We start from the raw sequence: 21995 nt of genomic DNA on the forward strand, positions 1-21995 counted from the left end.
ACAAACCGCATTGAGCCTAGTTGTGCGCGTGCGTCGGAGGCGTTTCGGCGTCGCGCGAGGCATCCTGCAGCAACTGTGGCGCAGCCACTTTCCACGTCTTCCAGTTGTGCCCGCCCGGGACCATCAGCACATGAGAGCTGCGCAGGGGCGGGGACATCAGTTCGATCTCCTTGCGCAGGCGGTCGTGGTCGCCATAGCCCAGCCAGACATGGCGGCCCCTGGCCGGATCCATCGACCAGGTTTTCAGATAGCGCCATAGCTCTCGCTGCCAGGTGTTCGGCCCCAGCGTTTCGGCGGGTCCGGGGTTCCATGGTTCCAGGCCGCCCGCGGCGGCGATCTCTTTCGGCACGGCGCTGTCGCCCAGATACGGCGCCAGCAGAATCATGCCGTAGATCTCGCCCGGATAATCGCGGTCGTAGGTCAGCGTGCCCATGCCGCCCAGCGAGGTGCCGGCCAGCCAGATTTGTTCGTAGCCGTGTTTGAGCGCGGGCAGCATCACTTCGTTGTGCAGTCGCAGCGTGGCGTGACCGTCGAGGTAGTACGCCATGGTGACGGCGGCAAGCTCGACGTCGGCATCGGGCCATTCGCGCTGGATGATCTGCGCGATACCGCTTTTCTTCAGCCCGTCCAGATCGTCGCCGCGGCCGGGCAGAAACACCACCAGCCGATGCGCAGTTTGCGGTGCGGGCACGAAGGCGGTAGGAATCGGTCGGGTAGCGTTGCCGATGGGGTAGCACCCGCTCAGCAAGATCAGCGCGAACAGCAGCGCCCAATGGCGAACGCCGAGCCAAAAAATGCGTGTTTTCATCAGAAGTAGTATTTGCGCACGGTTGTCGGCTTTCGCCGTTCGCGCAGCGGGTATGCCGAGAAAGTCGCGATTGCCCAGGTGCGGGCGTCGATCAAACCGCATGGCGCTGTGCCAGCCACAGCGCGATGGCGAGCACCAGCAGCGTGGTTTCCAGCGCGCCGGTACCCAGGGTCAAGCTCTGCACGGGCCAGTATCGGGCCACGCTGATCCAGCGAAAGATCACCAGCGGTGCGTACAGCGCCAGTGCGAGAACGATGCCGGTACGATGCAGCTCCGGCCGCCATGCCAGCCACGCGAAGATGATGCCGAGGCCCAGCTCCATGCCACCGTAGACGGTGACATATTCGGCCATGCCGCCGTTGTTGAGCGAAAGAAAGCCGATCGACTTCGACGTCGCGCTGGCCTTGACCGTACAAAGAATCGCGAAGATGCCGTAAATCGCAGCGTTCACCCACAGATAAATCGCAGTCATGGCATTCCTCAGGAGTCCGTAGAAAAAATATCGGGTGTGGCGGCCGCTCGCTCAGCGATCCAAACGATCAAACGAGAACAGCGCCGCCAGCGGATGTTTGCGGCGCTCGATCAAGGCCCGGATCAGCCCCGCCCCCAGCATGCTGTAAGTGATGCCATTGCCGCCATAGGCCATGGCAAACTGTGCTCGCGGACCGTGCTGCGCATGCGCGCCGAAAAACGGCAGGCCGTCCTCGGTTTCGGCAAAGGTGCCGGCCCAGGCGAAGGCGGGTTTCAGCTCGAGGCCGGGAATCGCGCGTGCGACTTTCTGTACCAGTCGCTGTGCTTTCTTTTGTACGCGCGCGTCGCGGCGCGAGGGAATATCGACCGCGTCGTCCTCGCCGCCGACCAGCAGCCGGCCATCGCCGGTGCTACGCAGATAGAGATATGGCCGCGCCGATTCCCACACCATCGTTTCGCCCAGCGCACCCAGCGTATCGGCATCGAGCGGATCGGTGATGAAGGCATAACTGCTGCGGTTGTCGGCTACGTGCTGATCCAGCCAGTGCTGGCTGGCGTAGCCCGCGGCGAAAACGACGTGACTTGCACGAATCTGCGCGCCCTGGGTCGTGTGCAGCGTGACGCCGCGGGCATGCGTTTCCAGGCGTTCGATGCGCGTGCGGTCGAACACGCCGGTTCCGCGTTTTTCCAGCCGCGCCAGCAGGCGATAGGCCATGCGATACGGATCGATCCGCGCCGCCAGCTGGCTGAGAATCGCTCCCGGCGCGCGGATGCCGTAATCCGCCATCAGCGCCTCGGGCTCCAGCCAGCTCACCTCGAATCCGTGTTTCTTGCGCAGCGCCATTTCGTCGCGGACGTCCGGCACGTGGTGACGTCGGCTGGCGTAGTAGACGCTGTGCATGCGGGCGAAATCGACGTCGCGGATATCGCCCGCAAGCGACTGCAGCTGATGGATCGCGTCGGCGCAGGCGCGATAGGCGAGGGCGGCATCGTCTTCGCCATAGCGTTTGGCCAGATCGATCATCGGCGTGTCGATTTCATATTGCAGCAATGCGGTGCTGGCAGCGGAGCTGCCCCAGCCGACGTCGCGTTCTTCCACGACCACCACGTCGTGACCGTGGGCAGCCAGTTCGTCGGTGATCAATGCGCCGCTGATGCCGCCGCCAATCACCGCCACGTCGCAGCGCACGTCCTCCTGCAACTGCGGAAAGGCGTGCATCAAGCCGTTCTTGATCGCCCAGAAGGGATAGCCGCTTTTCAGATCCATGCGCTTCGCTCGCTGTGGCCGCAACGAAAGCGTTGCAGTGACTGGCGAGCTTACGACGACACCATGTATCGGCGCGGTGATCGCACGACATGCCCTGACGATGAGACGACATCGAGCTGTCGCATCATGGATCAGCCATCGTCATCGGCATCGTCCGCAGCGGCCTTCCAGTAGCCTTTGGCTTTTACCCAGTCCTTCGGCACGTGGCGTTTCTCGCTGAGCCAGATTCGCATGGCGCGGGCGCGGCGCGATTCGGTGGCGATCCAGTAAAAGGTGTCGCCCGATGGCGTGGGCAGCCGGCGCAACGCCTGTTCCAGCAATTCGCTGCGATCGGCCGGCTCACCGTTGCGCTCCAGCCAGACGATGTTGACCTGGGCGGACGATGGCAGCAGCTGGCGATCGTGCGCGTCGGGGATTTCCACCAGTACATCGGCGCGCATGGTGGCGGGCATTTCACCCAGCCAGCGCCCGATGGCGGGTAGTGCGGTTTCATCGCCGATCAGCACGTAGTGGTCGAAGTCGCTGGCGACCAGGAACGAGCCACGCGGGCCGCCGGCGCCGATGCGCTGACCCGGCGCGGCTTGCGCCGCCCACAGCGAGGCGGGGCCGTCGCCGTGCAGTACGAAGTCGATCGCCAGTTCGTTGCGCGACGCATCGTGGCGACGCGGGGTGTAATCGCGCATGGGCGAGTATTCGCGACCCGGCGGATATTCCGGCCCGTTGTCGCCCATCACCGGTGTCACGATCTCGCCGGCGCTGTTCGGGAAAAACAGTTTCACGTGATCGTCCGGCGACGCGCTGACGAAGCCGTCGAGCTCATCGCTGACGAAAACTACGCGCTGCATATGCGGCGTCAGTCGCTCGACGCGCTGTACCTGCAACGTGCGAAATTTGACCGGGTGGCGCAGCATTTGATGGGTATGAGTAGTCATCGGCAAAATCCCGTTGTTGAAAAGAAAGGGTGCCGGCTGGGCTCTGGATCATCCCGCATGTCTGGATGACCAAGCGTTGGCGATGGCAAGATGTGTGAGTTGAGCGGCCCTGAATCGATGCCGATCAGGCGATACGGTAACCGACGTGTTCGGCGAGGGATCGCAGCACCTCGAAGGTAGTGGCTGACGATGGATGAGCGGTGACGGTGTTCGCCGTTGCCGTCGGCTCAGCGCGTGCTTCGGCAAGGCCGAGCTTCGCCAGATCGTGCAACAAGCTCTGCACCTGCTGCGCCATGGCGAGCGCGTCGCCGTGCGTTTCAGTCACGGCGCTCCCCGCTGGCGATGTCGCTGGCCGCGCGGTCGAGTATCTCGGCGATGCGCTGCGCCTCGGCCTTGCTCCAGTCGCTGCCGCGCATCAGCAGGGCGTGCTTCAGCGCATGCATGGCTTTGCGTACCGCCATCGGCGCGGCCATCTTGGCGGCCATGCGGGCGCTGTGTTCGGTGCGCGCGGTGACGGCGTCCACCGCCTCGCGGTTTTCGTCGAGATAGACGCGGCCCGCCGCGGTGATGGCGTAAAGCTTGCGGCCGCCCTGTTCGTTGGTGACCTCGGCGTAGCCCAGTTCTTCCAGCATGGTCAGGGTGGGATAAATCGCGCCGGGGCTGGGCGAATACTGGCCGTGGAACATGTCCTCGATAATGCGGATCAGCTCGTAGCCGTGGCGCGGTTGCTGCTCGATCAGCGCCAGCAGCAGCAGCTTGAGATCGCCGTGACCGAACATCCGGCCGCCACCGCGCCGGCCGCCGCCGCGCGCTTCACTGAAGTCCGCAAAGAAGTCGCCGCCGCCACGGCCACCGAAACCGCGGCCGGCGTGCCGCTGATGCCGATCCCCCTCGTCGCGGCCCGGTTCAAAGCCGAAGGCATGATGGAGGTGATCGTGCTGGTGATGACGGGAATGAAGTGCATGGAAAAGCATATGGCGCATGCGCATAAAGGGTTCCGATATATCGTTAGAGTGCATCTAAGATATATCGCAAGTGTATCTAAAGCAATACGCAGGCATGTGGCTCCAGCTGCGGTCAATCGGCGCGAGGGTAAGGCCGACCGTCCTTGTGTGAGTAGTCGTCCCGATCGGCACGCAGATCGATATCCGGATAGATGCAGACATCGCTGGCCGAGCGACTGCCGACGTCGAGGCATATCGCCATCTCGCTGCCGCGGTTGATCATGTGATGACCGTCCGGCGTATTTTTTGGAAAGGCCGCACAGTCGCCGGCTCGCAGCAGCTGTTCACCGGCATCGGTGACCAGGGTCAGTTCGCCGGATATCACATAGACGAACTCGTCTTCCTCGCTATGCCAGTGGCGATGGCTGGACCACGCGCCCGGCGGCAGCTTCGTCAGGTTGACCCCAAAGTCGGTCAGGCCACCGGCGCTCGCCAGCGCCTGGCGGGTACGGCCAGCGATTCGTTCGGCAAACGGCACCGGATAGTCCGAGCCGCTGCGTATCGGGATGATGGACAAATCCAGTTTGGGCATGAGCTGTAGTTCCGAGGCAGAAGTCTTGAACGATTTTTGAAGAAACGACGTTACCGCCGGCGCGCTCCGGTCGGCGTCAAAGCATGTGCGCGATAAACAGAATCGACGCAGGCTTCCCGGTGTTGGGATGCATCGGTTCGCGGATTTCTTCCAGATGCCATCCGTTCGCCGTAAAAAGCCGAACACAGCTTTCCAGTGTGCGGAAATACCACGGCGCCGGTCTGACGAAGTCCCCGCTGAAGCCAGCCCAGGAGCCGGGCCGCCAGCCGTCGACATAGGGTTGATCACCGCAGGCGATCAGCGGGTGCAGCGTTTGCACGACCAGCATGCCGCCGGGATGCAGCAGCGATTTCACCGCGACGAAGAGGTCATCGACAGATTCGTTGCCGATCAGCGAGAAATTGCACACGACGAGATCGACAAGAACGTGGAGTTTCCTCGCCGACAGTTCTTCATACGCCGCCACGCGAAACTCGCCACCGCCAGCTTTTTGTGCCTGCTCGATCAACGCAGGCACAACGTCAACGCCGATCACCGAAATGCCTCTGGCCGACAAGGCGCGGGCCAGCCATCCCTCGCCGCAGCCAACGTCTAGCACCGAGCGAGGCGTGTTCGAAACGATGGCATCGACAACGGCGCGGTCGGTAACCAGGCGACGGCTCTCGATATCGCCATCGCGCACCGCTTTCGTCCACGGCGCGGCATTGGCGTGCCATGCCTCAATGATTTCCGCGTCGCTAAGCAGTTCGCGATTCATGCCGCCCTTGGTCCGCTATGCCGAAAGTGGAGACGAAGCCGATGGTTCCACACCGTCGCCCGAGTGTCATCAAGACCTGCTGCAATCATCCCGCTGCAATCATTTTTTCAACGACGGAGGCAGTGACGCATGATGATCAAACTGAAACGCCTGATCGGTACACTCGCCGTCGCCATGCTGCTGGGCACGGGCGCACAGGCCGCCACGTCGCGGCCCAGCTTTGTCGTCAACGACATCTACAACTACAACCACCCGTACGCGGCCACGGACAGCGGCGATCTGGCGACCAAGATGCAGCTGATGAGCAGCAGCGCGTTCTCCTTTTATCGCGGTACCGCCGATATTTTCTATCGCGATACCGCGACGCTTCCGGCATCGAGCTTTACCTCCAGTGCTACCGGATTCACCTGGATCGGTGGCGACGCGCATCTTTCCAACTTCGGCGCACAGCGCGACAGCAGCGGCATGGCGGCGTTTTCAACTGATGATTTCGATGAAGGCTATCTTGGCCAGTACGTGTGGGATCTGCGCCGCGCGGCGGTGAGCATGGTGCTGGCCGGTCGCGAGAACGGCTTGTCCGACAGCCAGATCACCACCGGTATCAATGCGTTTGTAGCGGCTTACGTGACCCAGATCAACAGTTTCGCCAAAGGCAAAGGCGAGGCGTCCTTCCAACTCACCACCGGCAACACCAGCAGCGTTGTGAAAGACACCATCTCCGATGCCGACGATGGCTCGCGTTCGGATCTGCTGTCCAAATACACGACCAGCAAGAACGGGATACGCACTTTTCAGAATGCCGCCAACCTCGTGGCGGTAAGCGGGGCGACCTATACCGCGATCAGCAACGCCGTTGGCAGCTACATCCAGACCATCTCTTCCTCCAAGCGCTACGCGGCCAGTTATTACGCCATCAAAGATATTCACCAGAAGCTCGGATCGGGCACGGGTAGCCTCGGGCGCCTGCGTTACTACGTGCTTATCGAGGGGCCGTCGACATCGACGTCGGACGATGTGATTCTGGAAATGAAGCAGGAAGCGTCGAGTGATGTTGCGCTGGCTGCGCCCGGTCAGTTGCCGGCTTCTGTGTACGGTTCCAACGAAGGCGAGCGTGTGGCACTGACCAACAAGGCGCAGCTGCTCAACACCGATGTGCTGGTCGGTTACACCACGATCGGCGGCGCGCCGTACTACGTCCACGAGAAGTCGCCGTACGAAGAAGACTTCGATTACACCCAGCTCACCAGCAGTTCCAAGTTCACTACCGCGATGACCTACATCGGTCGGGCGCTGGCCAGTGCTCACGCGCTGGCGGACAAGGATTACAACCCGGCGATCGTGCCGTACGACATCGATGCGCAGATCAGCGCCGTAGCCGACAGCAGCGGGCTGCAGACCGAGATATCGAGCTTCGCCTTCAGCTATGCCGATCAGGTGAATCTGGACTGGCAGGCCTTTGTGTCGGCGTACAAAGCCGGTACGCCGCTGTACTGATCGCTGCAGGAAGCTTTTGGCCGCGGCGGTCTACTTCGCTTCTTCTTTCGTGATGGTTTCCCACTCGTGCAGGCAGATGCGGCACTGGTTGTAGTGGCGTACCGTAGCCGTGCGTTCGCGACCGGGTTCGGTCAGGCTCAGAAAACCGGCGCTAGCGCGCGAGCGCCGACCAAGTCGGCGGGAGGCAGGCTCCGATGTTTCGCTGGTGAGCTGGCGCCGATCGATCTCGACCCGAGCAAACCAGTGATGGCAGCTGGGGCACTTGCCGCAGACGTTGGTGAGCATCTGCCATAACAGGATCGACGCAAACAGCACGCCGCCAAGAAACCACAGCGTGTTCCAGTGCGGCGTCGTGCCGATCGGCGACGCCGGACCTGCCGCACGCTCCAGCCGTTCGCCGGCGCTGGCCGTTTCCTCCGGCGGCGCGGCTGCGATGGTGGCGGATGGGCTCAGCAGTTGCGCCGGTGCGTGCCTGAGGAAAAGATGTTTGACCGGTGCGGCGGAGGCGGTTGTGGTGGCCGAGGGTTTGGCGATGACCGGTAGCCTGGCAAGGTAGGCGTCGCGTTCGCGATAGGCCGTCGTGAGGCACGCCAGGTTGCCATTGCAGCGGTCGCGGACGCGAGTCCATTCCAGCTGACTCTGCTTTACGCCCAGACCATCGGCGACGCGCGGGTAGCGCTTGTCGATGCTGGCGGCGAGTTCACGCAAAGGCTCCGATGCGCACACGGCGCGTTCGGAATGGTTCAATGCGGTGCTGGCGCAGTCGATCGCCTGGGCTGAGGCCACGCCGGACATTCCCCCAAAAAACAGTGCAAGAAACGCAAGTCGCCAAAACGCCATAGTTCACCCCGATGGTCGGCTTGGCGTATCCCCATATCGCCGGGCCGATGGCAGAATCTACCGGCTTTTCGACCCGAGTGGTTGAAATGGGCGCACGAATGATCGGAATCCGTTGCCGGCGGCGCGTTTGCCCGCCACCGGCAACGATCGGAGGCGGCCATCGGAGGCCGCTGTCATCGTCGAGTCGCGGTCGTCGTCAAAAAGCGGTGTCAGCAAAGCCTGACGTTGTCGAAGATGGGTCGGTGCAGCGGCCCGAAAATAATGGCATCGTTGCCACTCCGGTTTTTTCGCAAAGGTTTTATGTCGACGAATCATCGTTTTCTCAAGCTCTCCCGTACGGTTCATTTGTATCTAGGCGTATTCATGGTGCCGGCGCTGCTGTTTTTCGCCATCACGGGTGGATTGCAGACTTTCAGCCTGCATGAAACCACGCGCGGCAGTAGCTATACGCCGCCGGCGTGGCTGGCTACGTTGGCGCTGCTGCACAAAAAGCAGACGACCGTAGCGCCGGTACGCAAACCGCGTCCGCAGGAAACCGCCGCACCTGCTGCAGCGTCTGCCGTCGCTGCGTCGAGCGCAGCGTCATCGACGAATGGTGTCCCGGAAACCCGCCCGGCAGGTCCCTCGGTTGGGCCATCCGATCGCGACAGCGGCCGGCCGAAGAAAAACCTGCTGCCGATGAAACTATTTTTCGCGCTGGTTGCCGTCAGCCTTTGTCTGTCCACGCTGACCGGGCTTTACATGGCCTATCGCTACAGCCGCAAGCCGGTGCTGGTTACCGGCATTCTCGTAGCGGGCATCGTGGTGCCACTGCTGCTTTTGCTGTTTTGACTTTTTGACGATTCAAGTCATCGTCGTCGGTGCTTCGAAGGGCATCCGAACGGCGGCGGTACGCACTAACGCGCGCAGGTGATCTGTCGATCCACGTGGACGTCGACGACAAGGATAGTTCCCGTGTTGATCTCTTCTTGAAGCGCACGGCCAATGTCAGCCCGAGCGGTGGAACGGCGACGGCCGTTGGGCCGAGCAGCAAGTGTCGGTGTCGCGCCAAGGCAGACGCCAGAAACGGCAGCCAGGATTCGTTGCGCGTGCGGGCGTGAGCCTGCTGACGGCCGACACGCGTATCAGTTCCCCGCTTGCTCGATCAACCGCACCAGCTCACGCTCGATATCGAACACGTGCGGATCCTCGGCATCCATCTGCCGCAAGGCATCGGCCAGCTGCAGCAGGTAGTCCCGATTCGGGCCGCTGGGCCCGGTGGAGCGGGCGATATGTTCGGCGATATCGCGTTCGGACGCGGCGCCCAGGAAGGCGGCATTTTCTTCGGTGGCGATATACACCAGCCCTTCGAGCTCGCGGCCATCGTCAAGGCTCAGCGTGGTGACGAAGCGCAGATAGCCGTTTTTTTCGCGCACGTCCAAATGCTCGAGCGCGTCGGGGGTGATCAGGTAAGCCATGCCGACGCAGAGGGCGTCGCGCTGGGGTATCAGCGTGACCACGCGACCGGGCGAATCGGGCGTGCCGCGGTGATCGTGCGAGCCCTGCCAGAATCGGCGTACCCAGTGGTGGATCGAGGCGGGCCGTCGTTCGAGATAGGGAAAATCGGCCTTGTAGATCAGCGAGCCATAGCCGAACAACCATACCGCGTCGTGACCATCGAAGTGATTCATTTGCTGGTTGATGGCGACGGTATCGATGATCACGTTCGGACTCGTTCGGCGATGCTCCGATTATGCCGGCTCGCGAATGCGATGGTCGCGGCACAATGAAGAAAGGCCGGTCGAAACGGACCGGCCTTCTGCCTCGGGAGCTGTAGCGAACGATTTTCCGACGCGATCAGTCGAGTGCGGGGTAGTCGGTGTAGCCGTGCGCATCGCCGCCGTAAAAAGTGCTCTGGTCCGGCTTGTTCAGCGGCGCATCTTCGCGCAGGCGCCGCGGCAGGTCGGGGTTGGCAAGGAACTTGACGCCGAACGCGATCATATCGGCCCGGCCGCTGGCCACGGCATCGATCGCCATTGCACGGTCGTAGCCGTTGTTGCTGATCCACACGCCCTTGTATGGCTTGCGCATCGCGGCGTAGTCGAACGGCTGCGGTTCGCGATCGCCGCCGGTTTCGCCCTCGATCACGTGGATGTAGGCGAGATTCAGCGGGGCGATGCGTTCGACCGCACGGTTGAAGAGCGCCTGCGGATCGCTGTCGGACACGTCGCCAAACGAGGTCAGCGGCGACAGGCGCACGCCGGTCCGGTCGGCGCCGACTTCCTTGGCCACGGCTTCGCACACTTCGAACAGCAGCCGCGTGCGGTTCTCGATGCTGCCACCGTAGGCGTCGGTGCGTTTGTTGCTCTTGTCGCGCAGGAACTGGTCGATCAAGTAACCGTTGGCCGAGTGCACTTCCACTCCGTCGAAGCCGGCTTCGATCGCATTGGCGGCTGCCTTGCGATAAGTCTCGACGAGTGCCGGAATCTCGCTGAGTTCCAGCGCGCGGGGCATCGATACATCGACAAAACCGTCGGCGACGAAGGTCTTCGCCTTGGCCTGGATGGCAGAAGGCGCTACCGGTGCGGCACCATTGGGCTGCAATGAGGTATGCGAGATGCGCCCGACATGCCACAGCTGCAGCACGATGCGGCCACCCTTGGCGTGCGCTGCCTCGGTGACCCGCTTCCAGCCTGCTATCTGCTCGGGCGAATGGATGCCCGGTGTGGCGATGTAACCCTGGCCCTCGGGACAGATCTGCGTGGCCTCGGCAATGATCAGGCCCGCACTTGCGCGCTGCGCGTAGTAGGTAGCATTGAGCTCGGTCGGCACATTGCCTTTTCCGGCGCGATTGCGGGTCAGTGGCGACATGACGATACGGTTGGGTGCTTCGATGCTGCCGACGCGAATCGGCTGAAACAGCACGTCGACAGTCGCGTCTTTGGAAGCGGTATGAGCGTTCATGGAATCTCCGAGGGAAATGACAGGCCATCGTGGGCGATGGCAGCGAAAGCGCGATGGTACGCCGGTGCGCCGTTCACACCGCGTAAAACTCCGCAGCTGCTCGGCCCAGCGTCGCTGTGCCGGGCGGCACCATGGCGAAGAACTGTCGCGGCATCGATCCACCGCTCAAAATAAACGCGCGACCGGCTTCAGTTGCAGGTCCTCGCGCAGGCCGCGAGCGGCTCGCTACGATGCCGACGATTTTTTCCTTAACGCCGACATCCATTCAATTAAGGTGATATAAGGATTTCGCAAGACCAAGGACGGTGGTGGTCAGCTGTGTCACGGATATGACGCCATGGGAGCGGATTGCTTGAGCGAGCACGCCATGATCGCCTCTGATGTTTTCAGGTTTCAATTATTCGTCGCCGGCGATGCGTTTCATTCGTCGCAGGCGATCGCCAACTTGACGGCATTGTGCGTCGACTACTTGCCTGATCGGCATGACATAGAAATCGTCGACGTGTTTCGCCACCCTGACCACGCCAGCTCAGCGCGGGTCACGCTGACCCCGACGCTGCTGAAGCTGTTTCCGTTGCCGGTCATCGCCATCGTAGGAACCTTGAGCGACACCGGCGCCGTGCTTGAAGCGCTCGGCCTGGATGCCTCATGACAAAGCGGCCAGTCCGTGGCGCGGTGGATGCCGATGCGGCGGAAGAGCTGGCCCGACTGGCGAGCGTGCTATGCCAGACCGACACCCGTCTCGACGAACTGACCAGCCACGAGATCGATTCGGTTCTCGACGAGCATGGGCACGTCTTTCTGCTTCGCCATGCGCAGACCCACTTGCGTAAAAACGAGGCGGCGAAGCAGGCCGCCATCATCAATGCGTTGCCTGCGCATATTGCCCTGCTCGACGCGCAGGGCCTAATCGTGTCGGTCAACGAGGGCTGGCGACGCTTCGCCGGTGCCAGCATGCTGCACAACCCGGGCTGGGGCGTGGGCTTGGACTATCTGCGCATCTGCGACGAGGCCAGCGTCGCCGATGCGCCGGCGGGCCACGCTATCGGCGCCGGTATACGGGCGGTCCTCAGCGGTGAGGAGAAACTATTTTCCATCGAATATACGTGCCTGAGCGGGCGCGAGCAGCGCTGGTTTCTGCTTACCGTCACTCCGCTCGTCTTGGATCGGCCGCTCGGTGCCGTGGTGATGCATATTGACATCACTGGCCGGCGGGTCAGCCAGCAGAATCTGTTCGACAGCGAGTCGCGATTTCGTCAGATGGCCGAGACCATCGACGATGTTTTTTTTCTCTCCGACGCCAGCGGCACGCTGATGATCTATGTCAGTCCGGCGTTTGAGCGCGTCTGGGGAAGAACTCGCGAAAGCCTCTATGCCGACCCGCAATCCTGGATCCGATCGGCGCATCCCGAAGACCGCCCCGACGTCGCCCGGCGCTGGGGCGACGTCGGCCACGCCGGCTTCGATCATGAATTTCGCATCGTGCGCGCTGACGATCAGGTGCGTTGGATCCATCTACGTGCCTACCCCCTGCTCAACGAAAAAGGCGTGGCCTACCGTATCACCGCTGTCGCCACCGACATCACGCCGCGTAAAGTGGCGACGCGCAAGCTGCGCGAGAGCGAGCGCCGTTTCAGCGATCTTTTGCGCGATGTGCATCTGGCTTCGGTCATGCTCGATGTGCATGGAACCATTACCTTCTGCAACGACTATTTTCTGCGATTGACCTGCTGGGAGGCCGGGCAGGTCATCGGTCAGAACTGGTTCGAGCGCTTCATTCCGTGGCAGTACAACGGCGATAAAAACGCTTTCTCGCGGCACCTGGCCAAACAACTGGAAAGCTGGCAGCGAGAGAACCAGATCGTCACCCGGTCCGGCGAGCGCAGGCGCATGCGTTGGAGCAATTCGCTGTTGCGCTCCGAAGAGGGTGAACTGATCGGGTCGGCGAGCATCGGTGAAGACATCACCGATCAGCACGCGGCGGAGTTGAAGATCAGGCATCTGAACCGCGTGTATGCGGTGTCCAGCGGCATTGGCGGCTTGATTCTGCGCGGGCTCGATCGAGACGAGTTGTTTCGGGAGGCATGCCGCGTGGCGGTGGAGGCGGGCGGCTTTCGGATGGCATGGATCGGCATGATCGACGCCGAAGGCACTCGCATCGTACCTGTCGCGTCGGCCGCCATGAGCGAGGAGCATCTGCAGGAGATCACTATGCGCTTGCGCAAGGCCGAAGGTCTGTGGCTGGGAGAAACGCCTGCTGCGCGAGCGATCCGCGAGAGGAGGCCGATTGTCACGAACGATCTGCAGTCGAACACGACGACTACATCGGGACACCGCTACCGCCGTTATGGCATCGGATCGGTAGCGACGTTTCCGATCATCGTGGATGACGCAGCGATCGGCATGTTGTCCTTTTACGCCGACGAAACCGATTATTTCCATGAGGAGGAGATGAAACTGCTCGGGGATCTTAGCGCCGAGATAGCCTTCGCGGTCGACCACATCGGCAAGGCGCAAAAGCTCAATTACCTGGCCTATTACGACAGCCTGACCGGCCTCGCCAACCGCGCTCTCTTTCTCGAACGAGTGGCCCAGTATGTGCGCAGCGCGATCGATAGCGGCCATCGACTGGCGGTGTGGCTGATCGACATAGAAAGGTTCAAGAACGTCAATGACATGCTTGGCCAAGCAGCCGGTGACGCGCTGTTGCGGCAGGTCGGCAAATGGCTGACGCGCAGCGCTGGCGACGTTCACCTGTTGGCGCGGGTAGGTCCGGATCTTTTTGCAGTGGTGTTGCCGGTGATCAGGGAGTCCGGCGATCTCGATCGACTGATCGAGAAAAACCTCGACGATTTCACCGGGCATTCCTTCCAGATCAATAACAGCGTACTGCGCCTAGCGGCCAAGGTCGGCTGCTCGAAATTTCCAGACGACGGGGTAGATGCCAACGTTTTGCTGCGGCATGCCGAGGTGGCACTGAAGAAAGCCAAGATACGTGGCGAGCGTTATCTCTGGTATCGGCCGCAGATGAGCGAAAAGTTATCGGCTCACCTGATGCTCGAAAGCCAGCTCCGTCTTGCGCTGGAGCGGAATGAGTTTGTGCTGCACTACCAGCCTAAAGTCGATTTGTCGCATCGCATGCTGACCGGAGCGGAGGCGCTGATTCGATGGAACCATCCGCGCCGCGGTCTGGTCGCGCCGTCGGAGTTCATTCCTGTACTCGAGGAAACCGGGTTGATCCATCAGGTGGGCGCTTGGGCGCTCCAGCGTGCGATGAAAGACTTTCGGCGCTGGCGCGACAGTGGGCTCAGGGCCGTGCCCATCTCGGTCAACGTCTCGTTCATCCAGCTGCGCAGACGCAGTTTCGTCGAGGAGGTCGCGCAGCTTGTCGGCAGCGGACTGAATGCCGCCGACGGACTGGAGCTGGAAATCACCGAAAGCGTGATGATGTCCAGCGTCATGCAGACCATCGATACCTTGCGGGCGGTGAGAGGGCTGGGCGTAAAGATCGCCATTGACGATTTTGGCACCGGTTTTTCGTCCCTCAATTATCTGTCGCGACTGCCCGTGGACATCCTGAAAATCGACCGTTCGTTCGTCAACGACATGACTACCGGGCCGCAGGGCATTGCCGTGGTGACCACGATTATCGCCCTGGCAAAATCGCTTCGATTGAAGCTGGTCGCCGAAGGCGTGGAAACCGAAGAACAGGCGCGCCTGCTGACCGAGCACGGCTGCGATGAGATGCAGGGGTTTCTCTTCAGCCGCGATTTGCCGGTGGATCTTTTCGAGGCGAAATTCCTGCGTGATGAAGCGCCAGCCTGAGTTGGCAAGTTGCGCCGCCACTCGCGCGCCGATTCAGGCGTACTGCATCTTCACCGTCATGCCGCCATCGACGACAAAGTGCTGTCCGGTGATGAAACCCGCCTGCGCCGATAGAAGATAGACGGCCATATCGCCGATATCCTTCGGCGTGCCGACGCGACCGGCCGGATGTTGGGCGTGATCCTGCTTGCTCAGCTTGGGCGCGCGACGCGAGGCTGGCTTGCGCCAGTCGTCGGTGGCGATCCAGCCAGGGAGGATCGCGTTGACTCTAACTGCAGGACCCGCACTCACCGCCATCGCATGGGTCAGGGCGACCAGCCCACCCTTGGTCGCCGCGTAGGCTTCGGTATGCGGCTCGGACTGTAGCGCACGGGTGGAGGCGATATGCACGATCGCGCCATGGCTTTCCTGCAAAGATGACAGCGCATGCTTGCTACAGAGAAAGGCACCAGTGAGGTTGGTAGCGAGGTATTCGTTCCAGCGCGCCAGAGTCAACTCGACCAAATTGCCGATGTCCGGATTGGCGATGCCGGCGTTGTTGACCAGGCCGTCGATCCGACCGAATGTTTTAAGAGCTGCTTGGATCCATCCCTGGACGCTGCTTTCGCTGGAGACGTCCAGACGTCTGAATACAGCGCGCTGCCCCACTTTCCATTCGTCGATACAGGCGCGGCCGGCTTCGGTGTCGAGATCGCCGATCAGCACCGATCCGCCCGCGCCGAGAACGGACTGCGCGATGCCGCGGCCAATGCCTTGCGCGCCGCCGCTGATCAACACCACACGATCGCGCATGGGCTGGGCATCGAAGTCGGCGATGGCGGGTGTGAGTGTCATATGGGCAGGCTCATATGTTCAATAGGATATCGTTCAATGACATACGTCGATCCTGCGGTAGTAGCTGTCTGGATCGCGTGCACGGAGGCGCAGCGACCGTGTGCGTCGCGCCTGCCGGCAAGAGGCGCTGCTCAGTCCAGCGGTGCGGCCATCACCAAATTGTCGACCGGGTATCCGCGCTGCCGAGCGCGCTTCTTGATCTGGTCGAACAGCACGCGACTCATACTCGGCTTGCGCGACAGGACCCACAGGTATTTGCGGCTGGGGCCGCCCACTACCGCCCACTGATAATTTGCATCCAGATCGACCACCCAGTAGTCGGCCCACACCACTGGAAGCCAAGACAGCCATGCTGGCGCAAAGCGAACCTGGAGTGCCGCGGGCCTTCCCTCGACTTTCCGGGCGACGCCGTCGACCGCATCCATCGAGCCGTCTTTGACACGACAGGCATTGTGGACGCCGATGGTGCCGTCGGTGTTCGCTGTATAGGTCGCGGTGATCATATCCACGCATTTGCGCTGAAAAAACATCGGCAGGTGGCCGATTTCGTGCCACTGGCCTACGTAGCGCGTCAGATCCAGGGTGGTGACAGGCTGATTCGGCAGCGGCGCCGCAGTGGCGGGTACGGCGACGGCCATCAAGGTGGTGGCGAGCAATGAGCGAAACATGACGATCTCCGATATCAACATTCGATGACGCAGAATAGGGCGCGTGCCAGCGCCGGTATCTATGGTGCAAGCCAGCATAAAATACGCGCGCAAGTGTTTCGCTGTCGTGTGTCTGAACGGCGCAAGTGCGTCAATACGCTGCGCACGGCAATGTCACGGTCTCTCCACGATATCGCGCCTAGAACGTAATGGCCTGCACACCGCAGGCTTCTTAACGGGAGTATCGACGTGGACAAGAATCGCACTGAAGGCACCAAGCATGAGGTCAAGGGCGCAGTGAAAGAGGCCGTTGGCAAGGTCACCGGCAACAAGACCAAGGAAGTGGCGGGCAACGTGGAAAAGAATGCCGGCAAGGCGCAGAAAGAGGCGGGCAAGGCGGCCGACGCAGCGCGCGACGCGGCCAAGAAGTAACCGGGCGATCGCCAGTGGTGCATGTCGGACGTGCGGCGTCAGCCTCGCGTCCGATGCTTTTAGGAAACGCCAGACGTTCTCACCGGCCGAATACTTGAGTGTCTATAGTGCTAGCTTGCCGTTGGCGGATTGGCCGCGCCGATAACTCAACAGCCGGCCACGGAAGGGTGGGGCGTCGTCCTTGTTGAAACGGCTACGCTGTTCGGTCACAGCAAAACCTTGGATGGCCAGTGCGCGCGTGAAGAACGTACTGTTGCCGCGACCTGGATCGGTAATGAGAATCTCGGCGTCCGGCGTTGCATGGCGAAGTATCGTGGCCGCCAGCTGATCCGCGTGACCCGACTCGTAAAGCACATCGCTGCCGATGATCAGATCGAACACCCCCAAGGTGAGATCGGGCACTTCCCAGCGCAGATCGCGATAGACGATCGCCAGCATCTTGTTCTGGGTCGCGTTGTGACGCAAAAAAAGCTCCGCCAGCGGATGATGATCGCTGGCGGTGATATCTGCGCGGCGATGCTGCAGTACCAGGCTGGATAGCCCCAGCCCGCAGCCGAGTTCAAGAATGCGTTTGCCGCCGATGTCGTGGGTCGACATCGCCTCGGCCATTACCTTGCCCGACGGCCACACTTGCCCGAACAGGCTCCACAGTGCGGAGGAGATACCGATACGTTCGGCGAGATGATGCGGGTCGGCAAACTGCTGCAGATCGCTCAAGGCGCGAATCCGATAGTCGCGGCCGCCAAGGCAGACCACAAGCTCGCGGGTGGTATAGCCCGGCATGGGCAGCTCCCGTGAGGGCTTCCTTTCGCAGGTTGCGAAACGGAGCATGAGAAAGGGAGCGAAATGGCGGATGGCGCCAGGACGCGCTGATGGAACAGCTGCAGCCCCACTGTACGCCATTCGCTTCACGGCGCTCGATTTCCTCTGCCAGGTCCGGCCGTCAGCCTCCGTTGGATCCAGGAGCGCGTAAAACCCACTATTGGCGCTCGTTATCGGCGTGTGTGATGTTGAGAAAAGAGAATTTTGGACACTGTCATTCTTTGTACGCTAGCATCGTGTTGCGAGCGGTTCTACGTGAAGCGGATTGGGGACAAAGTCGAATGAATGCATCCGGGTCTTCCGGCAGTCTGGTATGCGTGGGCCTGGGCATGACGCTGGGTTCGCATATCAGCCCGCTGTCGCGCAGCCATATCGAGCAGTCGGACGTGGTTTTTGCCGGCCTGTCCGACTGCATCGTCGAAATGTGGCTGGCACGGATGCATCCGGATGTACGCAGCCTGCAGCCGTTCTATCAAGAGGGCAAGTCGCGCATGCAGACGTACCGGCAGATGGTCGACGCGATTCTTGCCGAAGTGCGCGCGGGCAAAAAGGTCTGCGGCGTGTTTTACGGCCATCCCGGCGTATTCGCCTGGGCGCCGCACAAGTCGATCGAAATCGCGCGCAGCGAAGGCTATCCCGCGCATATGGAGCCGGGCATTTCGGCGGAAGACTGTCTCTACGCCGACCTCGGCATCGATCCGGGCACCTATGGTTGCCAGCATTTCGAGGCCGGCCAGCTGCTGTTCTATAAGCGACGGATCGATCCCAGTGCTTATCTTGTGCTGTGGCAGGTGGGCCTGGCGGGCGACAAGTCGCTGACGCGTTTTTCCACCGGCGCAGCGTATCGGCAGGTGCTGGTGGATGTGCTGGCGCGCGATTATCCGCTCGAGCACGAGGTCATCATCTATCGGGCCGCCACGCTGCCGATCCAGCAGGTGCGCATCGAAAAGGTGGCGCTGGGCGCGTTGCCGCAGGCGGATATCGGCATGGCTGACACGGTGGTGATTCCGCCGTACCTGGCCCTGCAGCCGGATATGGACATTCGCGCGCGGCTGGCCGCGCTCGATCAGGCCGAGGCGCAGGTTTCGGCGCCTGACATGGAACCAGATAACTTACGGAGCGGCGTGGAAATCGCTTGAGACATCGATGAAAGGGCCTTTTTGCCGTGTCATTCGTTCGGCGAGTCGAGCAGATTTTCGACGCGGGGGGGGGCGGGAAAGCGGTGGCTCGTCGGCGAAGACGCAGGGGAAGCCTAAATCCGGGTGTAGAGTGCGGCCTTGCCGATGCGGCTTTCGGCAAGGGCAGTGATGCAAGCGATGGAGCGAGACGGCGTCGCGCCGTTTCAAGCCATCATGCGGTGAACGATGTCGACGCAAGGCTAAGGCTTTACGTCCAATGAGGCGGGAAAGCGGTCTTACGGTGCGTCTGGTCGTGGCTCCGACCAGACGCCATATCGAAGCAACTAGAAGCAACTAACTGTCAGGGGGATTATGTAATGACGGACGTGATCGATTTTCTGGAAAAGATGGGGCAGGATGCCCAGTGGCGTCACGCCTCACAGGGCGAGGTGGAACAGGCGTTGACTCGCGCGGAGATTGCGCCGGCGTTGCAGACAGCGATACTCGCCAATGACTCGGCGCGACTGGAAACGCTGTTGGGACAGCCCTCTTTCTGCGGCTATTATTTGCCAGGCAAAGAGGATGAAGAGGAAGGCGACGAGGACAAGGAGACTCCGTCCAGGGAGCCGGACGAGGCTCCTGCTGAACATAGCGGGTGTGGGGACGAGGCCGTCGCGGCTTAGCCAATGTTTCGCTCGAGCAGACAGATCCTGACATGTCTTCTCGCTGGCTTGCTGTGGCTCGTAACTCTGCGAGTGGGCACGGCCGCTATGGCTGTGCCCACGATGGACGATCCTGCGCCGCTTTTGAAGCAGGCGGACAGCCTCAAGACATCGAATCATGCCGAATTTCTGCAACTTATGAAGCGGCTCGGTGGCGAGGCGGCAGCGTTTCCCCCACAGCATCAGATGTATTTGCGTTACCTGCAGGCGTGGGAAGTCGGTTATCGGGGCGACTACGAAACCGCCACGCCGTTGCTGAACGCGGTTATTGCGCAATCCACCGATGCCACGCTACGGTTTCGTGCAGGTACCACCCTTGTCAACAACCTTGCTATTGGTTCACGCTACGAAGATGCATTTGCGCGGATAAGCCAGCTGCTGGATCAACTGCCGCGAATTGCCGATAAAGATGCCCGCATCCAAGCTTTGGGCGTGGCTTCGATGCTCTACAACGAAGCGGGTCAATACGATCTCGGCTTGACCTACGCCGACCAGATGCTGCGTGAAAACCCGGTAGGCGATGGCGACTGCAAGGGCAGGGTTTTTCAGGTTCAGTCTCTGTATGGGAGTGGTAAGTTCGCGACATTCGACAAGCAGTCCCGCGAGGCCATTGATGCCTGCAGCAAGGCATCCGAACTCCTTTACGCTAACGGGGTACGCGCTCACGTCGCGAATTTTGACATCGAGCATGGCCGGTCATCCGAGGCAATCAAACTTTTACAGAAGCACTATGCCGAGGTTCAACACATTGGTTATCCAGAACTGACCTCGGATGTCGATGCGTCACTGGCGCAGGCGTACTGGAACGAGGGCAAGGTCGCGTTGGCGCAGCAGTATGCGCAGGCCGCCATCGATGGTGGGGTCAAGCACGAATTCACCAAGTCGCTGACCAGCGCCTATCAACTGCTTTACCTGATCAACAAAAAACAGGGTGATCTGGATGCGGCCCTGAGCTACCACGAAAAATATATGGCGGCCGACAAGGGCTATTTGAACGAGGTAAGCGCGAAAGCGCTGGCCTATCAGACCGTCACGCAGCAGGTGCTCGCGAAAAAGCTGCAAATCGACACGTTGAACAAGCAGAATCAGATACTGCAGCTGCAGCAGGCGCTGAGCACCAAGGCGATGGAGACCAACCGGCTTTACATCGTTCTGCTGCTGACCGTCCTGGCGTCGATCGCGCTATGGGCTTACCGCATCAAGCGGTCGCAGATGAGCTTCATGAAGCTGGCGCGGCGTGATGGATTGACCGGCATTTTCAACCGCCAGCATTTTGTCGCCATGGCCGAACAGCAGCTGAAATACTGCCAGAAGTCGACTCGCGTGGCCGGGCTGATCGTGATCGATCTGGACAACTTCAAGCTCGTCAACGATACCCACGGTCATGCCGTGGGCGACCACATATTGCGGCGCACGGTGGCCGCATGCGAGGCGCATCTGCGCTCTACCGACGTGTTCGGCCGCCTCGGCGGCGAGGAATTCGGCATCCTGATGCCGGAGTGCGACCGCGACGTGGTAACGGGACGAGCGGAATTGATTCGTCTGGCGATTGCCAGCGTGTCCAACGGCGAGGATGCACCTGGCATAGAGGTATCGGCTAGCTTTGGCGTGTCGTCCACTGTGGAATCCGGCTACAACCTGCGGCAGCTGCTGATTCATGCCGACAAGGCGCTTTACGATGCCAAGCGCGGAGGCCGCAATCGCGTGGTCGTATTCGACGACGTCGAACCGTCCTTTGCTCGATCGGATCTGCCGCTGCAGCGCAGGTAAACGCCAGCGGCGACTGGTCGGCCGTGCTTTCGTGGCAAGGCTTGTCGCGGAAGCCACCGCGACTTCCGCTGCACATCCATCTTCTCGATGCGGCGATTTTTCTCCTTGGCACCCCGTGCCGCCGATACCGATGACTCGGGAAAGACTTCCGCGTGGCGCTATGCCGCACAAGGCGGCCCGTCATTTCTTTCGAATTTCATGTCACCATTCCGCTTGAAGTTGCGTTCTAAGCAGTCATAAAGCGAGTGGGGATACCGTGCCGAGCAAGTTGCGGCATCGGCGGTTCATGGCATGGCTGGGCATGGCCGCGATCTGGCTGACGATCGTGGCGCCGGTGGTGTCGCGAACCCTTGCTGTCGAGTCGTTCATGCCGAACTTGGGCGCTTGGTGCACCGGCCATGGGCTGGCTCCGCACCATACGCCGGAACCGTCGGCGCCCGCGACGCCGATGGACCACTGCGGTTATTGCACGCTGCTCGGCCACAGCCCTTTGCTGTCCGGCCATACCATCGTCTTTTCAGCGTCTACTCTGCCAGCGGCGTCCGTGCCGAGGCTCTGGGCCATTGGCGCCACGTTCGTCGATCCCGTTCTGAGCGCCAATCCCCGCGGACCGCCGTCGCTTCGTCACGGCTGATCTCGCTAGCGTGCGCTGCGGCTGCGCACGTATCGGCTCTTGCGTCGCTGAAGGCCATCGTCCGAATCACTGCGCCTCTGTTTTGCGCGCGTCTTCGGTCGCATCTGCCTCGCGCTCTTAACTCATGGATGGCGCTGCCGCCG

Annotated in this window: 23 protein-coding genes; 9 read left to right on the plus strand and 14 right to left on the minus strand. The window is 61.4% G+C overall.

Features of this window, described 5'->3' with window-relative positions; translation table 11 throughout:
• Positions 1 to 16: 16 nt before the first annotated feature.
• The 8 genes from HDE78_RS12410 to HDE78_RS12445 form a co-directional block, all read right to left on the minus strand.
• Positions 17 to 910 carry an alpha/beta hydrolase-fold protein gene (locus HDE78_RS12410; RefSeq protein ID WP_255457780.1) on the minus strand — a complete coding sequence of 298 codons (894 nt, stop codon included), beginning with the start codon at positions 908 to 910 and terminating at the stop codon, positions 17 to 19.
• Positions 900 to 1280: a DUF4345 domain-containing protein gene (locus HDE78_RS12415; protein ID WP_179479911.1), complete on the minus strand. Its 381-nt coding sequence runs from the start codon at positions 1278 to 1280 to the stop codon at positions 900 to 902. Before HDE78_RS12415 ends, HDE78_RS12410 begins: the two co-directional genes overlap by 11 nt.
• A 51-nt stretch (positions 1281 to 1331) precedes the next feature.
• Positions 1332 to 2546, minus strand: coding sequence for an FAD-dependent oxidoreductase (locus HDE78_RS12420; RefSeq protein ID WP_179479913.1), 1215 nt, complete (start codon positions 2544 to 2546; stop codon positions 1332 to 1334).
• A gap of 131 nt (positions 2547 to 2677) precedes the next feature.
• Positions 2678 to 3478 carry a siderophore-interacting protein gene (locus tag HDE78_RS12425; RefSeq protein ID WP_179479915.1) on the minus strand — a complete coding sequence of 267 codons (801 nt, stop codon included), beginning with the start codon at positions 3476 to 3478 and terminating at the stop codon, positions 2678 to 2680.
• A 124-nt stretch (positions 3479 to 3602) separates the two neighbouring features.
• Positions 3603 to 3803, minus strand: coding sequence for a hypothetical protein (locus HDE78_RS12430; RefSeq protein ID WP_179479917.1), 201 nt, complete (start codon positions 3801 to 3803; stop codon positions 3603 to 3605).
• The gene (locus HDE78_RS12435) at positions 3796 to 4467 is read right to left on the minus strand and encodes a PadR family transcriptional regulator (protein ID WP_179479918.1); all 672 of its coding nucleotides are present in this window, start codon (positions 4465 to 4467) and stop codon (positions 3796 to 3798) included. The genes HDE78_RS12430 and HDE78_RS12435 overlap by 8 nt, the downstream gene beginning before the upstream one ends.
• A gap of 88 nt (positions 4468 to 4555) precedes the next feature.
• Entirely contained in the window at positions 4556 to 5014 is a 459-nt protein-coding gene (locus HDE78_RS12440; protein WP_179479920.1) for a cupin domain-containing protein, read from the minus strand.
• A 76-nt stretch (positions 5015 to 5090) separates the two neighbouring features.
• Positions 5091 to 5696 carry a class I SAM-dependent methyltransferase gene (locus HDE78_RS12445; protein WP_345776059.1) on the minus strand — a complete coding sequence of 202 codons (606 nt, stop codon included), beginning with the start codon at positions 5694 to 5696 and terminating at the stop codon, positions 5091 to 5093.
• A gap of 204 nt (positions 5697 to 5900) precedes the next feature.
• Between HDE78_RS12445 and HDE78_RS12450 the strand changes: the two genes are divergently transcribed.
• Positions 5901 to 7265 carry a DUF2252 family protein gene (locus HDE78_RS12450; RefSeq protein ID WP_179479923.1) on the plus strand — a complete coding sequence of 455 codons (1365 nt, stop codon included), beginning with the start codon at positions 5901 to 5903 and terminating at the stop codon, positions 7263 to 7265.
• A 30-nt stretch (positions 7266 to 7295) separates the two neighbouring features.
• Here the strand turns inward: HDE78_RS12450 and HDE78_RS12455 are convergent, their stop codons facing one another.
• Positions 7296 to 8051, minus strand: a complete 756-nt coding sequence (locus HDE78_RS12455; RefSeq protein ID WP_179479925.1) for a hypothetical protein — start codon at positions 8049 to 8051, stop codon at positions 7296 to 7298.
• A 354-nt stretch (positions 8052 to 8405) separates the two neighbouring features.
• Here HDE78_RS12455 and HDE78_RS12460 point away from each other — a divergent pair, with 354 nt between their 5' ends.
• Positions 8406 to 8936, plus strand: coding sequence for a PepSY domain-containing protein (locus HDE78_RS12460; protein ID WP_179479928.1), 531 nt, complete (start codon positions 8406 to 8408; stop codon positions 8934 to 8936).
• A 293-nt stretch (positions 8937 to 9229) separates the two neighbouring features.
• Here HDE78_RS12460 and HDE78_RS12465 read toward each other — a convergent pair whose 3' ends face one another.
• Positions 9230 to 9808 (minus strand): gamma-glutamylcyclotransferase, encoded by a 579-nt coding sequence (locus HDE78_RS12465; protein ID WP_179479930.1) that lies wholly within the window; start codon positions 9806 to 9808, stop codon positions 9230 to 9232.
• 133 nt (positions 9809 to 9941) lie between these two features.
• Positions 9942 to 11048 (minus strand): alkene reductase, encoded by a 1107-nt coding sequence (locus tag HDE78_RS12470; RefSeq protein WP_179479932.1) that lies wholly within the window; start codon positions 11046 to 11048, stop codon positions 9942 to 9944.
• A 352-nt stretch (positions 11049 to 11400) separates the two neighbouring features.
• Between HDE78_RS12470 and HDE78_RS12475 the strand changes: the two genes are divergently transcribed.
• Positions 11401 to 11700 carry a circadian clock KaiB family protein gene (locus HDE78_RS12475; RefSeq protein WP_179479934.1) on the plus strand — a complete coding sequence of 100 codons (300 nt, stop codon included), beginning with the start codon at positions 11401 to 11403 and terminating at the stop codon, positions 11698 to 11700.
• Entirely contained in the window at positions 11697 to 14873 is a 3177-nt protein-coding gene (locus HDE78_RS12480) for an EAL domain-containing protein (protein ID WP_179479936.1), read from the plus strand. Before HDE78_RS12475 ends, HDE78_RS12480 begins: the two co-directional genes overlap by 4 nt.
• A 33-nt stretch (positions 14874 to 14906) precedes the next feature.
• On the opposite strand, the gene HDE78_RS12485 is transcribed toward HDE78_RS12480, so the two are convergent.
• Complete coding sequence (locus HDE78_RS12485) at positions 14907 to 15707, minus strand: SDR family oxidoreductase (protein ID WP_179479938.1); 801 nt, start codon at positions 15705 to 15707, stop codon at positions 14907 to 14909.
• 131 nt (positions 15708 to 15838) lie between these two features.
• Entirely contained in the window at positions 15839 to 16345 is a 507-nt protein-coding gene (locus HDE78_RS12490) for a lipocalin family protein (RefSeq protein WP_255457804.1), read from the minus strand.
• 258 nt (positions 16346 to 16603) lie between these two features.
• Between HDE78_RS12490 and HDE78_RS12495 the strand changes: the two genes are divergently transcribed.
• Positions 16604 to 16786 carry a CsbD family protein gene (locus HDE78_RS12495; protein WP_179479942.1) on the plus strand — a complete coding sequence of 61 codons (183 nt, stop codon included), beginning with the start codon at positions 16604 to 16606 and terminating at the stop codon, positions 16784 to 16786.
• Between the two features lie 102 nt (positions 16787 to 16888).
• On the opposite strand, the gene HDE78_RS12500 is transcribed toward HDE78_RS12495, so the two are convergent.
• Positions 16889 to 17569, minus strand: coding sequence for a methyltransferase domain-containing protein (locus HDE78_RS12500; RefSeq protein ID WP_179479944.1), 681 nt, complete (start codon positions 17567 to 17569; stop codon positions 16889 to 16891).
• Positions 17570 to 17889: 320 nt separating this feature from the next.
• Here HDE78_RS12500 and HDE78_RS12505 point away from each other — a divergent pair, with 320 nt between their 5' ends.
• The 4 genes from HDE78_RS12505 (at position 17890) to HDE78_RS12520 (ending at position 21852) form a co-directional block, all read left to right on the plus strand.
• Complete coding sequence (locus tag HDE78_RS12505) at positions 17890 to 18747, plus strand: SAM-dependent methyltransferase (protein ID WP_179479946.1); 858 nt, start codon at positions 17890 to 17892, stop codon at positions 18745 to 18747.
• A 356-nt stretch (positions 18748 to 19103) separates the two neighbouring features.
• Positions 19104 to 19409, plus strand: a complete 306-nt coding sequence (locus tag HDE78_RS12510) for a hypothetical protein (protein WP_179479948.1) — start codon at positions 19104 to 19106, stop codon at positions 19407 to 19409.
• An 87-nt stretch (positions 19410 to 19496) separates the two neighbouring features.
• Complete coding sequence (locus HDE78_RS12515; protein WP_255457781.1) at positions 19497 to 21218, plus strand: GGDEF domain-containing protein; 1722 nt, start codon at positions 19497 to 19499, stop codon at positions 21216 to 21218.
• A 256-nt stretch (positions 21219 to 21474) separates the two neighbouring features.
• On the plus strand, positions 21475 to 21852 hold the full coding sequence (locus tag HDE78_RS12520) for a DUF2946 domain-containing protein (RefSeq protein WP_218862327.1): 378 nt from the start codon (positions 21475 to 21477) through the stop codon (positions 21850 to 21852).
• Positions 21853 to 21995 lie beyond the last annotated feature (143 nt).

It is taken from the genome of Rhodanobacter sp. K2T2 (genome assembly GCF_013408815.1).
GTDB lineage: Bacteria > Pseudomonadota > Gammaproteobacteria > Xanthomonadales > Rhodanobacteraceae > Rhodanobacter.

Excerpts from the sequence above, each read along its gene's own strand:
- HDE78_RS12450 (WP_179479923.1), top strand. The coding sequence starts at position 5,901 with ATGATGATCAAACTGAAACGCCTGATCGGTACACTCGCCGTCGCCATG.
- HDE78_RS12415 (WP_179479911.1), bottom strand. The coding sequence starts at position 1,280 with ATGACTGCGATTTATCTGTGGGTGAACGCTGCGATTTACGGCATCTTC.
- HDE78_RS12510 (WP_179479948.1), top strand. The coding sequence starts at position 19,104 with ATGACGGACGTGATCGATTTTCTGGAAAAGATGGGGCAGGATGCCCAG.
- HDE78_RS12480 (WP_179479936.1), top strand. The coding sequence starts at position 11,697 with ATGACAAAGCGGCCAGTCCGTGGCGCGGTGGATGCCGATGCGGCGGAA.
- HDE78_RS12505 (WP_179479946.1), top strand. The coding sequence starts at position 17,890 with ATGAATGCATCCGGGTCTTCCGGCAGTCTGGTATGCGTGGGCCTGGGC.
- HDE78_RS12460 (WP_179479928.1), top strand. The coding sequence starts at position 8,406 with ATGTCGACGAATCATCGTTTTCTCAAGCTCTCCCGTACGGTTCATTTG.
- HDE78_RS12435 (WP_179479918.1), bottom strand. The coding sequence starts at position 4,467 with ATGCGCATGCGCCATATGCTTTTCCATGCACTTCATTCCCGTCATCAC.
- HDE78_RS12485 (WP_179479938.1), bottom strand. The coding sequence starts at position 15,707 with ATGACACTCACACCCGCCATCGCCGACTTCGATGCCCAGCCCATGCGC.
- HDE78_RS12515 (WP_255457781.1), top strand. The coding sequence starts at position 19,497 with ATGGCTGTGCCCACGATGGACGATCCTGCGCCGCTTTTGAAGCAGGCG.
- HDE78_RS12490 (WP_255457804.1), bottom strand. The coding sequence starts at position 16,345 with ATGGCCGTCGCCGTACCCGCCACTGCGGCGCCGCTGCCGAATCAGCCT.
- HDE78_RS12470 (WP_179479932.1), bottom strand. The coding sequence starts at position 11,048 with ATGAACGCTCATACCGCTTCCAAAGACGCGACTGTCGACGTGCTGTTT.
- HDE78_RS12410 (WP_255457780.1), bottom strand. The coding sequence starts at position 910 with ATGCGGTTTGATCGACGCCCGCACCTGGGCAATCGCGACTTTCTCGGC.
- HDE78_RS12425 (WP_179479915.1), bottom strand. The coding sequence starts at position 3,478 with ATGACTACTCATACCCATCAAATGCTGCGCCACCCGGTCAAATTTCGC.
- HDE78_RS12420 (WP_179479913.1), bottom strand. The coding sequence starts at position 2,546 with ATGGATCTGAAAAGCGGCTATCCCTTCTGGGCGATCAAGAACGGCTTG.
- HDE78_RS12500 (WP_179479944.1), bottom strand. The coding sequence starts at position 17,569 with ATGCCGGGCTATACCACCCGCGAGCTTGTGGTCTGCCTTGGCGGCCGC.
- HDE78_RS12440 (WP_179479920.1), bottom strand. The coding sequence starts at position 5,014 with ATGCCCAAACTGGATTTGTCCATCATCCCGATACGCAGCGGCTCGGAC.